This is a genomic window from Pseudomonas cichorii (assembly GCF_018343775.1).
GTDB lineage: Bacteria > Pseudomonadota > Gammaproteobacteria > Pseudomonadales > Pseudomonadaceae > Aquipseudomonas > Aquipseudomonas cichorii.
This window is the reverse complement of record NZ_CP074349.1, coordinates 1,964,460-1,977,185: the sequence shown is the minus strand read 5'-3', so window position 1 is coordinate 1,977,185 and position 12,726 is coordinate 1,964,460. Positions and strand designations below refer to the sequence as shown.

General features: G+C 57.5%; 12 protein-coding genes. 1 reads left to right on the top strand and 11 read right to left on the bottom strand.

Going from position 1 to position 12,726, the window contains the following annotated elements:
* Nucleotides 1–49 precede the first annotated feature (49 nt).
* Nucleotides 50–517: a hypothetical protein gene (locus tag KGD89_RS08800; RefSeq protein WP_025259417.1), complete on the bottom strand. Its 468-nt coding sequence runs from the start codon at nucleotides 515–517 to the stop codon at nucleotides 50–52.
* Nucleotides 518–881: 364 nt separating this feature from the next.
* Between KGD89_RS08800 and KGD89_RS08795 the strand changes: the two genes are divergently transcribed.
* Complete coding sequence (locus KGD89_RS08795) at nucleotides 882–1,118, top strand: DUF2789 domain-containing protein (protein WP_025259416.1); 237 nt, start codon at nucleotides 882–884, stop codon at nucleotides 1,116–1,118.
* A 10-nt stretch (nucleotides 1,119–1,128) separates the two neighbouring features.
* On the opposite strand, the gene KGD89_RS08790 is transcribed toward KGD89_RS08795, so the two are convergent.
* From KGD89_RS08790 to KGD89_RS08745, 10 genes are all read right to left on the bottom strand, one after another.
* Nucleotides 1,129–2,610, bottom strand: coding sequence for a T6SS phospholipase effector Tle1-like catalytic domain-containing protein (locus tag KGD89_RS08790; RefSeq protein WP_025259415.1), 1,482 nt, complete (start codon nucleotides 2,608–2,610; stop codon nucleotides 1,129–1,131).
* Nucleotides 2,611–2,939: 329 nt separating this feature from the next.
* Nucleotides 2,940–3,344 (bottom strand): TraR/DksA family transcriptional regulator, encoded by a 405-nt coding sequence (locus KGD89_RS08785; RefSeq protein ID WP_025259414.1) that lies wholly within the window; start codon nucleotides 3,342–3,344, stop codon nucleotides 2,940–2,942.
* A gap of 293 nt (nucleotides 3,345–3,637) precedes the next feature.
* On the bottom strand, nucleotides 3,638–4,663 hold the full coding sequence (locus tag KGD89_RS08780) for an ABC transporter permease (RefSeq protein WP_025259413.1): 1,026 nt from the start codon (nucleotides 4,661–4,663) through the stop codon (nucleotides 3,638–3,640).
* Nucleotides 4,664–4,708: 45 nt separating this feature from the next.
* On the bottom strand, nucleotides 4,709–6,292 hold the full coding sequence (locus tag KGD89_RS08775; protein ID WP_025259412.1) for a sugar ABC transporter ATP-binding protein: 1,584 nt from the start codon (nucleotides 6,290–6,292) through the stop codon (nucleotides 4,709–4,711).
* A gap of 61 nt (nucleotides 6,293–6,353) precedes the next feature.
* Nucleotides 6,354–7,295 carry a sugar ABC transporter substrate-binding protein gene (locus KGD89_RS08770; protein WP_025259411.1) on the bottom strand — a complete coding sequence of 314 codons (942 nt, stop codon included), beginning with the start codon at nucleotides 7,293–7,295 and terminating at the stop codon, nucleotides 6,354–6,356.
* A gap of 62 nt (nucleotides 7,296–7,357) precedes the next feature.
* The gene (locus tag KGD89_RS08765) at nucleotides 7,358–7,528 is read right to left on the bottom strand and encodes a hypothetical protein (protein ID WP_155951531.1); all 171 of its coding nucleotides are present in this window, start codon (nucleotides 7,526–7,528) and stop codon (nucleotides 7,358–7,360) included.
* Nucleotides 7,529–7,773: 245 nt separating this feature from the next.
* Nucleotides 7,774–8,790, bottom strand: a complete 1,017-nt coding sequence (locus tag KGD89_RS08760; RefSeq protein ID WP_025259410.1) for a Gfo/Idh/MocA family protein — start codon at nucleotides 8,788–8,790, stop codon at nucleotides 7,774–7,776.
* A gap of 38 nt (nucleotides 8,791–8,828) precedes the next feature.
* Nucleotides 8,829–9,839 carry a Gfo/Idh/MocA family protein gene (locus tag KGD89_RS08755; protein ID WP_025259409.1) on the bottom strand — a complete coding sequence of 337 codons (1,011 nt, stop codon included), beginning with the start codon at nucleotides 9,837–9,839 and terminating at the stop codon, nucleotides 8,829–8,831.
* Between the two features lie 42 nt (nucleotides 9,840–9,881).
* Nucleotides 9,882–11,819 (bottom strand): 3D-(3,5/4)-trihydroxycyclohexane-1,2-dione acylhydrolase (decyclizing), encoded by a 1,938-nt coding sequence (iolD, locus tag KGD89_RS08750; protein ID WP_025259408.1) that lies wholly within the window; start codon nucleotides 11,817–11,819, stop codon nucleotides 9,882–9,884.
* Nucleotides 11,820–11,890: 71 nt separating this feature from the next.
* Nucleotides 11,891–12,718, bottom strand: coding sequence for a TIM barrel protein (locus tag KGD89_RS08745; RefSeq protein ID WP_025259407.1), 828 nt, complete (start codon nucleotides 12,716–12,718; stop codon nucleotides 11,891–11,893).
* Between the last annotated feature and the right edge of the window lie 8 nt (nucleotides 12,719–12,726).

The window sequence follows — 12,726 nt, the reverse complement described above, 5'->3', positions numbered from 1 at the left end:
ATCACTTCGCGGGCGGCCCTGCTCGCGAAGACTTGCAGTCAGGCTTGAATCACTCGCTGGCCTTGAAGGTCAGCTCACCCTTGCGCCATTTGGCAGCCTTGCCGATGGCCGCTTTCAGAGGCTTGCTCAAACCGCCCTGCAATTGTTCATTGGCCGCAAAGACCATGAACACGCCATGACCTTCCCTGAAAACGATGCCGTGGCCTTCAGGAATATCGACATAGGCGTAATCGCCCAACCCGTAGACGGTGAACTTGATATCGCGGAACTTCAATTCAAACTTTCCGCCTTCACGGCTGGGCAGGACCGAAGCGCGAAAATGATCCCCCACCTTGAGTTCAAGGCGCGGCTTGTCATCGACTACCAGTGCTGTTTCGGTATCGATTTCAGACATGTAGATGCCGTCGGGCGACTGCTCGGTGACATAGACAAAACGTGACTGGAACTGCTTGACCAACTGCGCACGTAGATCACCGAGCACAAACAGAGAATGGGTATCCAGGTTACTTACAGCCAATGTACAAATCCTCGAACATGAAAATAAAGCTGCCTGACAAAGCCAGGACAGTCAAAAAATAAGCATCCATACAAGCCGCTGGAGCGGCTGAAATACCTGCTGACACGCACTGAAACTGCGAGCGATGATTCCATGGTCGCCACCCTGCCGGGCAGGCTGGAGGCGGATTCTACCGACAGACAACGCCAGCGGCATATATACCTTTTGTACAGAGAGATATCAGAGACAGGGAAAGCGGCAAGGTTCGACACGCGAGACAGACATTAGCACCTGTCGCCGGATCAATAAAAGGTTCGTCGAACTCTTGTCCGTCGTCGGCACTCCTATAAAGGACAAAGGCCAACCCTGTAGCCAAGGAGATGACATGGAACTGCCAACCCACTCTCTGCCCAACCTGTTCGCCCAACTGGGCCTGGACTCGGATGAGGATAGCATCCAGAACTTCATTGCCAACCATTCACTGCCTGATGATGTGAAACTGATCGACGCCGAGTTCTGGACACCCCAACAGGCCCGGTTCCTGAAGGAAGAACTTCGCGAAGATGCCGACTGGGCTCCTGTGGTCGACGAACTCAATGTGTTGCTGCACAAGAGCCCATGACACCTGCACGTCAATGCCGGTATCCAGCCTGATTCGTATTGGGATACCGGACACGCCCTCCCGGCTCTGGCGCATGCACGAATACGGCATCACTGAAGCTGCCGACCCGGCCTATGATCGCATTCCAGTGCGCCGAGTGATGAATGTAGCGCCAGCGCAGCAGGCGCTCTTCCTGCTCGTCCAGGGTATAGGCACCGCCGCGGGCATAGCTGATCAACTTGCGGCAGATGCTTTCCAGCTCTGGAACGAGCCGCAGCTCAGCAGTGTCGGGAACCGGCCCGAACGGCACGCCTTCATCACAAGCCAGTGCATGCATGACCCGCAGATAGACCCGCGACAGATGCCCGAACACCTGACGACGTAAACAGGCAGCAGCCACCACGGTCTTGAGCCCGAAAGCGGCAGTATGCGCACGACCATAGGTTTCGCAACATTCCACCTGCAACGAGGCCTGGCGGTCCAGAGGGTCGATCCACTGTCCGGCATCCAGCGCCTGCAAGTCTTGCTGCGCCTGCAACCAGGCCGCGCTCGACTCACAGGAGGTGTACTGGCAGAGCACGCTCATGCGGGGCCGGGTCAACAGCAGTTTTTCTTCCATCTGTGGATGATAACCACCGCCAATATCGGCATGGGCTCCCGGCAGTACGATCTCCCGGCTCCAGTCAGGGGCGATGCTGTTGAGCGCAAAGTTGCGTCGTGACTCATCACGCGCCACCAGATGCAGTACCTGCTGGGCACAGCCCGGTGGCAAATACAGATTGACCCGGTTGCTGGCAGAGTCGCGGACAGTGTAGAAATCCCGGAAGCTGCCAATCGCGGCCACTGTATCGAACAGGCCGATAACCTTGAGCCTCACGCTGCCACTCTCCCAGCCGAAATCCGCACTCAAGGGGACCTTGCGACTTGCCAATACCGGCTCAAGCGCACCCTGAGCCTGCTTCAGGACCTCGTTGATGAAATGCCGGGCAGAGGCCGCGCCGCGACTGAAACCGAAGATATCCAGCTCAAGGGCTTCAATGACACAACCGGGATTATCGAGCGTAAACGCCTTGAGACGGGAACCAAGCTTTTTGATTGCATGCTCGGCCTTGGCGGTAACGCCTGTCGTACCACGGCCAAAACTTTGCCCCGGCCAAAGAGAATCACCGGCTCCGGAAGTTGTTCCCGTGCCACTGATATAAACGGGCCAATAAGCTTTCAATCCCTGCCCATCGTTCCTGGCCACATATTGATGACGATAAAGTGCAACCAGGCGGGCAATATTACTCAGGTCGTTGCTATAACTGCTATTGGGGTCGGTGTGCCTGCCCGAACATTCGACAATGTGTTTATGGGCATTGACCTCCATCATGGCCCGACAGTCAGCCCCTATCTGGCTATTGACGCGATTATTGCCTGTACCATCGAAGAAAAGGCCTGCACGCACCGTAACACGGAGTACTGCCGTGTCAGAAACTGCGCCCCCCTTATTAACCGTCCCTGTATTTTTCATCTTCTATCCATCCGTAGAAAACAGCCATTTCGCATGACCGCTATTTAACAAATTTAAATACACTTGATTAAATAGCTTGCTCAGCAACACAAAACAGTCAAGCAACGGATAGATTTACAGAGCACTCCTACAAACTGGATCAACACCACTCTAAATAAACAATAAATAAATACTACAACCAACCAGAAAAACAAAACCCACAAAATAAACACAAAAGTTTTAATCCACTGATCAACGCTCTTGCGTGACCTCCATAAATGACAGGCGCAAGAAAACCGGGAGGCTAAAATAGCCTCCCGGTCAGGTGACACCTCACTCCAGCCTGTGGATCAGGCCTGGCGCTGGTGCTTGTCGATCTGCTCGTGGCGCTCTTGCGCCTCGATGCAATATTTGGTCGTCGGGCTGATCAGCAGGCGCTTGAGGCCAATAGGCTCGCCGCTGTCGTCGCACCAGCCAAAGGTGTCATCGGCAATGCGCGACAAGGCCATTTCCAGCTGGGGCAGCATACGCTGATCACGGTCGATGACATTGACCAGCCAATGACGCTCTTCTTCTACCGAAGCAGCATCGGCAGGGTCGGCCGGGGTGTCCAGGCTCTCGATAGCAATGCGGCTTTGCTCGATACGCTCGTGGATTTCAACCTTCATGGCCTGCAACAGCTCGACGAAGAAAGCATGCTGTTCAGCATTCATGTAGTCATCGGCCGGCATGGCCAGCAACTTTTCCTTTGTCATTGATTTCTCTATAAAAAAACGTGCATTGAGGAGCGGCTCAACGTTGCCGTAAAAGCGCCATGATCTCCAAGCGCCACCAGGCACTCAATTTACGAGGGGCGGCAGTCTAAGGCCGGCTTGGCCCGTCGGCAATACAATTGAAGGGATTTTGTACCCCGACTGCATCGACGCCCCTGAAAATCAGGCCTTGATACCTGTGTGAAGAGCCTCTGACTCTGCTTAGAGAGATCAGTTCCGGTAAAGGAAAAAGCACAAAAGGGCCTGTTGAAGGCCCTTTTGTGCTCCATCCGCTATCAACGCTTGGCTTTGCGCTTGTTGCGATACTGATCGATTACCACCGCAACCACAATGATCAGCCCCTTGATGATGTCCTGAACATAAGCATCCACACCAACAAAGGTGAAGCCGCTGGCCATGACGCCCAGGATCAGCGCGCCGATCACGGTGCCGGTAATGCGCCCGACGCCACCGGCCAAGCTGGTGCCGCCGATCACGGCGGCGGCAATGGCATCCAGCTCATAGGACATGCCCATGCCCGCCTGCCCTGTCGCCGCACGCGCCGAAGCCACGACCCCGGCCAGCCCCGCCAGCAGACCCGCAATGCTGTAGACAATGACCAGGTGACGTTTGACGTTGATACCCGAAGTACGGGCAGCCTGCATGTTGCCGCCAATGGCGTAGGTGTACTTGCCGTACTTGGTGTAGCGCAAGGCTATGTGAAAGATCACCGCGACAACCAGAAAGATGATGACCGGCATCGCCCCCTGACCAATCGCCGTGTAGGAATCGGAAAGCATGCTCACCGGCTGGCCTTCGGTATAGAAACGCGCCAGTCCGCGAGCCGACACCATCATGCCCAGCGTTGCAATGAAAGGTGGAATCCCGGTGATTGCGATGATACTGCCGTTGATTGCCCCGGCCAGCAGCCCGACTCCAAGCCCCACGACCACCGGTATCCAGACCGGCAAGTCGGTGAGCGACGGAAAGACCGCCCGGGAAAAATCCGACGTCTGCGCCAGACTGGCGGCAATCATCGCCGACAGGGCCAGCACCGAGCCCGACGACAGATCGATACCGGTGGTAATGATGACCTGAGTGACACCGATAGCCAGCAGGCCGATGATCGAGACTTGCAGGATCATCAACACCAGTCGCTGGGAGTTGAGCAGGAAGCTCTGGTCGCGCACGATCCAGCCCAACAGTTCAAAGACCAGCCCGATACCGATCAGCACCAGAAAAATACTCAGTTCGGTAGGCAGCCGCCGTTTGCTCTTGTTCGGCGCCAGGGCCGGTTTGTTCTGCAAAATTGCGTTGCTCATTTCCATTTCCCTCTTGTTCTTCTGCCGCCCGTCCGGACGGGCAACTCAGTGAACCAAATGGCCGGAAGCCAGGTGCATGACCTTTTCCTGGGTGGCCTCACTGCGATCGAGGATGCCCATCATTTCGCCTTCGTGCATGACCATGACCCGATCACTCATGCCCAGCACTTCGGGCAACTCGGAGGAAATCATGATCACGGCCATACCCTCACCGGCCAGCAAGGAAATCAGGCGATAGATTTCTGCCTTGGCCCCCACATCGATGCCACGGGTCGGCTCATCGAGAATCAGGATTCTGGGGTTGGTCATCAGCCAGCGGGCCAGCAATGCCTTCTGCTGGTTGCCGCCAGAAAGCGTATCGATGCACTGCTCAAGGGACGGCGTCTTGACACGCAACTTCTTGCACATGTCTTCGCACAGCGCCCGCAGGGCTTTCTGCTGGACAAAACCATTGCCGGCATAGTTGGCCAGAACGGCCATTTCCATGTTCTCCATGACCGACAGGCAGGGGAACAGCCCCGTCAGCTTGCGATCCTCAGTCAGTAGCGCGAAGCCCTTTTCGATGGCCTGATGCGGATCGGCAATATGCACCGGCACGCCATCGAGTTGTATTTCGCCGCCCTGACTGGGCGTGATACCGAACAGGGTTTCGGCCACATTAGTCCTGCCGGACCCCATCAGCCCTGCAATGCCAAGAATCTCGCCGGCATGCAGGTCGAAGGACACGCCCTGGAATACCCCGTCCAGACTCAGGTCACGCACCGACAGCAGCAGGTCGCCAATGGGTTTTTCCCGCTCGGGAAAGAGCTGGGTCAGTTCGCGCCCGACCATCATCGAGATCAGGCTGTCGCCGTCCATGCTTTCCGCACGCTGCAGACCGATGTAGGCGCCGTCGCGAAACACCGCCACTTCATCGGCAATCTCGAACACTTCACTCATCTTGTGGGTGATATAGATGATGCCTTTGCCCTGGGCACGCAGGTCGCCAATGATGGAAAACAGGTGGGCGACTTCCGTTTCGGTAATGGCCGATGTCGGCTCGTCCATGATGAGAACGTCGGAGTCATAGGACACTGCCTTGGCAATCTCCACCATCTGACGCTCGGCAATGCTCAGGTTGCCTACCAGCTCCTGCGGATCGAGCCTTATGCGCAAGCGCTCCAGCAGTTCGGACGTGCAGCGGTACATTTCCCGATGATCGACCATGTGCAGGCTGTTGAGTTGTTCGCGGCCGATCCAGATGTTCTCTGCAATACTCATGAACGGCATCAGGTTCAACTCCTGATGGATCATGGCAATACCCGCCTGCAAGGCAGACAGAGGCGTATCGAAGCGCACAGGATTGCCCCGCAGGCGTATCTCGCCGGTATCGGGTTGATAGATCCCGGCGATGATTTTCATCAGGGTCGACTTGCCTGCGCCATTCTCGCCCATCAGGGCCAGTACAGTGCCGGGCCGGACCCGCAGCTGTACATCATTGAGGGCGATGACGCCCGGAAAGCCCTTGCTGATATTGCTGATTTCCAGCAGATAGGGAGATGAAGCGTCAGTGGCAGCAGGGTCATCGACACGAGCAGCGGACGGCGTCTCGTGCTGGGCATGGTGGGTGGCGGTAGCGGAACCGAACATGATCGAAACTCCTCAGGCAGCAAGCTGTGGGAGGGCTGGCTTGCGCCCTCCCCTGGCCTCTTCACTGTTTCTTTTTAGTGAATTCGTCGACGTTTTCAGGCGTGATCAGGCGATACGGAATCAGGATGGCCTGCGGCTCGACCTTTTCCTTTTTGGCCAGTTTCACAGCGGCATCGATTGCGCCTGTGGCCTGACCGTGAGCATCCTGAAAGACCGATACCGCCAAGTCACCACGCTTCACGGCATTGAGACCGTCAGGCGTGCCGTCCACTCCGGCAACCAGCACGCTGCCGGGCTTGGTGCCAGCCTGCTTAAGTGCCATGGAAGCGCCAATTGCCATCTCGTCGTTGTTGGCCAGCACCGCATTGAAGGCTCTGCCCTGGGTGATCCAGTCGTTGGTCAGGTCCATGCCTTTCTGGCGTAACCAGATACCGGTCTGTTCCTGGTCAATCTTGATGTCGGGATATTTGCCCAGCACTTCTTTGATGCCTTTAGTGCGGTTCTGCGTCGAGTTATTGGCCAGATCCCCCAGCAGGATCATGACGCTGCCCTTGCCACCCAGTTTTTCGGCGATGTATTGCATCTGCATGCGACCAGCCTCCATATCATCGGAGGTGACGGTGGCAACACCTTCGGGCAGCTTGGGATCGTCGGGACGACGATTGACGTACACCAGCGGGATCTTGGCTGCCGTGGCGAATTTGGTGATACGGGCGGTCGCTGCGGTATCCACGGGATTGACGATCAGTGCGTCGACTTTCTTGCCGATGAGCTCCTGTACCTGATCGATCTGCTTGTTCACATCCGCACGGGCATCGACGAACTGCAGGTCGACACCATCGGGCAGGGTCTTGGCATGATCTTTCATGTCTTCGCGCAGATAGGTCAGCCAGGTGTCATCGAACTGCGACATGGCCACGCCGATCCTGATGTCGGCCAGTGCAGTGCCGCTGCCCAGAAACAGGGCCAGAGCCAGGGAGGTGAAACGAATCTTGGTCTTCATGAAGGTCTGTCTCCAAATTCTTGTTGTTGTTCAGACTTGGTAACGACGTAGCGAAGAGCGGTTTATTTCGGCAGACGAACACCCGTAGCACCGGGTATGCAGAACAGTTGCGCGTCCTTGTGCTGCACGCACATGCCGCGTGCGACGAGCGTAAGGAATCGCTCCATGACAGAGATCCAGAATGACGAGGGGGCGGAACGCATGGCCTGTTGGCCGCGGGTAGGGGTTTTCATCGACGGTACCTATCTTTGTCTTGTTTTTGTTTGCTTGTTCCCTGCGACCTTCAGATAAGTCTGACAGCGCAGGTGATTCGATAGTCGGCAACCTGAAAACGACTTTATTGGAAAATATTTTCCAATTCAACTCATTTTAGAATTTTATTCTTTTTTATTTCACCCTCCCGGAATGTCGATAGCAGCAAGCCCCGGCTCTCTCCAGAGAACCGGGGCTTGCGTGTAACCCTGAAAAAACGCGCTGTTTACAAGACGATCACTCGCCCCTCCTGCGCACTCAGCCGTGCAGCGTCCAGCACCACGGCAGTCGCGACTGCGTCGTTTGCATCCACAGGATTCTGCCCGCCAGCGTCGATGGAATCCTGCAATTGTTTATAGAACTCCAGCCAGCGTCCCTGCTCCGAGGGAACCCGCTCCCGGTGGTCTCCGTGCTCGAACCAGCCCCAGCGCCTGTGCTCTTCGACACCCCAGCGATCGCCTTCAGACCTGGGCGTCAGCCCCGCCAGAGCGGCCTCTTCCTGACCGTCCAGGCCTTCGACGCTGTAGCATCCCTGGCTTCCACTGACCCTGAAGCGTGGCCTCGGCGTGTTTTGCAGACAACTACCGGACAAATGCGAGACGACGCCATTGGCATGGGTCAGGGAAATGAAAAAGGCATGGTCCGGCGCATCGGGCGCGCCGGACTGCAATTCGGCATACACCCGGCTGACAGGGCCGAACAGCACCAGAGCCTGATCCACCAGATGGCTGCCAAGATCACGCAACAGACCACCACCGCTGGTCTTGCCCACCGACCTGGGGGAATAGCGTTCGATACTGGACTCAAAACGACTGATGGAGCCAAGCACGTCATTGTCGATCAGTTTGCGCAAGGTCAGGAAGTCCGAATCCCAACGCCGGTTCTGATAAACACTCAGTTGCACGCCCCGCCGCTTCGCCGCATCTACAAACTCACGGGCCTGGGCTGCGTCATCGGAAAAGGGTTTGTCGCTGACGACATTCACGCCCAACTCGATGGCTTCCAGTATCAGGGCGCGGCGGGAAGCCAGCGGTGTGGAGATCACCACAGCATCAACACCGGCGGCGACCAGATCGGCCAGAGAGTCGAAGGTCGCGACATCGGGATGATCGTTGGCCACTTCCTGCCGCCGCTCGGGTGAGCGGGTCACGACCCCCACAAATGTTGCATCGGGCAAACTTGAAAGCAGCGTTGCATGAAAGTAACGGCCGCCCTTTCCGTAGCCCACCAATCCTATTCGCATGAAGTCCTCCTGTTGTTGCTATCGCTGACAACTCTTTTTCAGCCGTAGAACCCGGGACGACTGGCCAGGCTGACCGGCACGATCGCACCACTGCGCTGTGCCTCGACGCAGGCATCGGCGGTTACCGCAGCCGCGTAGCCATCCCATGCTGAAGGACCACCGACTTTACCGGCATTCACACCATCGATGAAAGCCTGCAATTCGACATCATAGGCCGCGATAAAACGGTCCTTCCAATCCATCAGGATTGCATTCGACAGCTTGGCCTCGCTGCGCAACTGGACTTGCGACGGCTCGGGCAGCCTGGCGATACCGGTCTCGCCTACCACTTCGCACTGGATGTCATAACCGTACTGGCAATTGACGAAGACCTCGACATCGATGCGGGTTCCCTTGGCGGTTTCCAGCAGTACGATCTGCGGATCCTTGAGGTGCGCCAGCGCCCTGGAGGACTTGCGCGGGAAGACCACTTGCACCGAAATATAGTCATCGTCGAGCAGCCAGCGCAGCACATCTATCTCGTGGATCAGGGTGTCGGTGATTGCCATGTCGGTCTTGTAGTTCTCGCCCACGGTCGGGTTGCGGTGAGCGCAGTGCAGCATCAATGGCTCGCCGATCCTGCCACTGTCGATCACCGCTTTCAGGGCTCGGTAGCCTTCGTCATAAGGGCGCATGAAGCCCACTTGCACCAGGCGCTTGCCGAACGCGATTTCAGCATCGACGATACGACGGCAACCTTCTGCGGTCACTGCCAGGGGCTTTTCGCAGAACACTGGCTTGCCTGCGGCAATCGCCGCCAACACGAACTCTTCATGGGTCGGCCCCCATGAGGTCACCAGAATGGCCTCGACATCGGGCGCAGCAATCAACGCATGACCGTCGGCATAGACCTCGGCTGTGATATCCAGTTCACGAACCACATTTGCCGCCTGTTCGAGATTGATATCGGTGACAGCCACCACCTGGCTACCCAGCAGGGTCTTGCTGCAACGCCGGATGTGATCACGGCCGATTGCGCCAGTACCGATTACGCCTAATTTCAAAGCCATTGCAGTGCTCCTGTTGAATGTGTTCCGAATGAATAACCGCAATCAATATTGACGGGCCTTGGCCAGTTCCTTGTTGAGCTTTTCGTACGCCTGAGCCGTGGTGCCGGTGGTGGATACCTCGGCGACACCCACCCGCCACCAGGACAGGTAGTTGTGGATCATGGTCTTGGGCAGGACCTTGATATCAATGAGCGTCGAAACGGTCTGCCGTTGCGCATCTGCCAGGGCCTCGCGCAGTTGCTCAAGGGTGCTGACCTTGTAGGTCTTGCAGCCATAGGCCGCTGCGCTCATGGCAAAGTCCACCGGCACAAAGCCACCGTCGAGCAGACCGGTTTCCGGGTTACGGAAACGGAACTCGGTGCCGAAGCTGTTCATGCCGTTGCCCATCTGCAGGTTGTTGATGCAACCGAAGGTCATGTTGTCCAGCAGCACGATATTGATCTTGCGCCGCTCCTGAACCGAGGTTGCCAGTTCCGAGTGCAGCATCATGTAGGAGCCGTCTCCCACCAGCGCGAAGACTTCCCGCTGCGGCGCGGCCAGTTTGACGCCCAATGCAGCATTGACCTCGTAGCCCATGCAGGAATAGCCGTACTCGACGTGATAGGTATCGACGCCGGTACTGCGCCAGGCCCGCTGCAAGTCGCCCGGCAGGCTGCCTGCGGCTGCAACGATGATCGCGTCTTCGGGCAGGCTCTGATTGAGCACGCCCAGCACAGCGCTCTGGGTCAGGCAGGAGCCGGTCAGCTCGATGAATTCGCGCAGCACGGCCGGGTCCATGTGGTCATTGATTTCAGGAGTGAAATCCTGGGTCTGGTATTGGGCGGCATAAATGCGGTCGACTTCAGCATCCAGTTCGGCCCTGGCACGTTTGGGGGCGTCGCCCCAGGCGGCGCGGTAGTCGCTGGCCTGCAAACCCTGATGCAGGGCCTGCAAGGCTTCCCTGGCATCCGCCAGCACCTGCACACCGTCCAGTTTCTGCACGTCGAAGGCACCGACATTGAGGTTGAGAAACTGCACATCCGGATTCTGGAACAGCCATTTCGAGGCGGTGGTGAAGTCGCTGTAGCGCGTGCCGACGCCAATGATCAGATCTGCTTCTTTGGCCAGTTGGTTGGCCGCCAGCGTGCCCGTCTCACCAATGCCCCCCATGTTCAGGGGATGGGCCGAGACAATGGCGCTCTTGCCGGCCTGGGTTTCCACGAAAGGAATCTCGAAGCGTTCCGCAAAATCCTGCAAGGCCTGGGCGGCACCGGAATAACGCACCCCGCCACCACAAATCAGCAGCGGCTTGCGCTTGCCCTTGAGCAACGCCAGCGCGTCATCGAGCATGGCACGGCTTGGCGGGCGACGGTCGATGCGATGCACACGCTTTTGCAGGAAGCTGTCGGGGTAATCGTAGGCTTCGGCCTGGACATCCTGAGGCAGGGCCAAGGTCACGGCACCGGTTTCAGCCGGATCGGTCAGTACCCGCATGGCGCTGAGCGCAGCACTCATCAGTTGCTCAGGGCGATTGATGCGGTCCCAGTATTTGCTGACGGCCTTGAAGGCATCGTTGGTGCTGATGCTCAAGTCGTGGAATTGTTCGATCTGTTGCAGCACCGGGTCAGGCTGGCGACTGGCATAGACATCGCCCGGCAGTAACAGCAAGGGAATACGGTTGGCCGAAGCGGTTGCGGCGGCGGTCAGCATATTGGCAGCGCCCGGACCGACCGAAGAAGTGCAGGCGTAAATCTTGCGCCGTAGATGCTGTTTGGCAAAACCGATGGCGGCATGGCACATGCCCTGCTCGTTACGGCCTTGATGAACAACCAGATCGCCGCTGTCCTGCTCCAGCGCCTGTCCGATCCCCAGCACGTTGCCATGGCCAAAGATCGTGAAAACCCCGGCGACGAACTTGCTCTGTACGCCATCGACTTCGACGTACTGGTTATCCAGAAACTTCACCAGGGCCTGGGCCATGGTCAATCGGGTTGTACTCATGCTCGCACCTTTGTTCTTGTGGTTGTCTCTTCGCGAATGAATTCGCTCCTACAGATTGTGTGGGAGCGGACTTATCCGCGAAGGCAGCATTGGGACAGATGACTCATGCTCTGTTCGATGGCCTCGGGAATGTTGTCCAGCGCATGCACGCTTTCGGCAAACGGCTCGAAGGACAGATGCCCGTTGTAGCCACTGGCCAATAACCGTTCGATCTGACTGGCATTACCCAGAATGTCCGCTTCGCCCACCAGTACCCGATGCCCGTCGCGAATACTGTTGAGGGGCGCCTGGGTATCTTCGACACCGGAGATGTGTACCAGCCCGGTGAGCTCGGGAAACAGCTCAACCTCACCCGCCAGGTGGTGATGGAAGGTGTCATGCACCAGCCGATACACATCCAGACCGCCAACGCCTCTGATCGCATCCACCGCCTGACGCTTGAAGCGCAACGCGCACTCTTCAAAACCCAGTGGCTCGACGAAACCGAGAATCCCGTGTTCGCGCAGAATCGGAGCCAGCTCGGTCAAGGCCGTGCGCAGGCCTGTGGCACGCTGCGCGGCATTACGCGCATCGGCACGTTCGTTGAGCGGGCACATCACCAGCGCTTCGGCACCGCAATCTCGGGCATATTGCGCCAGCTTCGTAGCCTGGGCCCGACGCTCGTCATTCCACACATCGAACGGGTACAAGGCATTGATCGACAGCACACGAACCCCCTTGGCAGCACATAGCGCGCGGACGGTCTGTGGCGACGTACCGTCCTCGATCTCGATACCTTTGAGGTCGTTGCGAATTTCGATGGCGTCGGCCCCCAGTTTCACTGCCAGATCGACGAAATCCGGCAGGGACAGGCGTGGGGCGACCATACGATTGAGGGCAAAGCGCAGGGGCTGGCTCATTGTTATTG

Excerpts from the sequence above, each read along its gene's own strand:
- KGD89_RS08795 (WP_025259416.1), top strand. The coding sequence starts at position 882 with ATGGAACTGCCAACCCACTCTCTGCCCAACCTGTTCGCCCAACTGGGC.
- KGD89_RS08790 (WP_025259415.1), bottom strand. The coding sequence starts at position 2,610 with ATGAAAAATACAGGGACGGTTAATAAGGGGGGCGCAGTTTCTGACACG.
- KGD89_RS08785 (WP_025259414.1), bottom strand. The coding sequence starts at position 3,344 with ATGACAAAGGAAAAGTTGCTGGCCATGCCGGCCGATGACTACATGAAT.
- KGD89_RS08780 (WP_025259413.1), bottom strand. The coding sequence starts at position 4,663 with ATGAGCAACGCAATTTTGCAGAACAAACCGGCCCTGGCGCCGAACAAG.
- KGD89_RS08775 (WP_025259412.1), bottom strand. The coding sequence starts at position 6,292 with ATGTTCGGTTCCGCTACCGCCACCCACCATGCCCAGCACGAGACGCCG.
- KGD89_RS08770 (WP_025259411.1), bottom strand. The coding sequence starts at position 7,295 with ATGAAGACCAAGATTCGTTTCACCTCCCTGGCTCTGGCCCTGTTTCTG.
- KGD89_RS08765 (WP_155951531.1), bottom strand. The coding sequence starts at position 7,528 with ATGAAAACCCCTACCCGCGGCCAACAGGCCATGCGTTCCGCCCCCTCG.
- KGD89_RS08760 (WP_025259410.1), bottom strand. The coding sequence starts at position 8,790 with ATGCGAATAGGATTGGTGGGCTACGGAAAGGGCGGCCGTTACTTTCAT.
- KGD89_RS08755 (WP_025259409.1), bottom strand. The coding sequence starts at position 9,839 with ATGGCTTTGAAATTAGGCGTAATCGGTACTGGCGCAATCGGCCGTGAT.
- iolD (WP_025259408.1), bottom strand. The coding sequence starts at position 11,819 with ATGAGTACAACCCGATTGACCATGGCCCAGGCCCTGGTGAAGTTTCTG.
- KGD89_RS08745 (WP_025259407.1), bottom strand. The coding sequence starts at position 12,718 with ATGAGCCAGCCCCTGCGCTTTGCCCTCAATCGTATGGTCGCCCCACGC.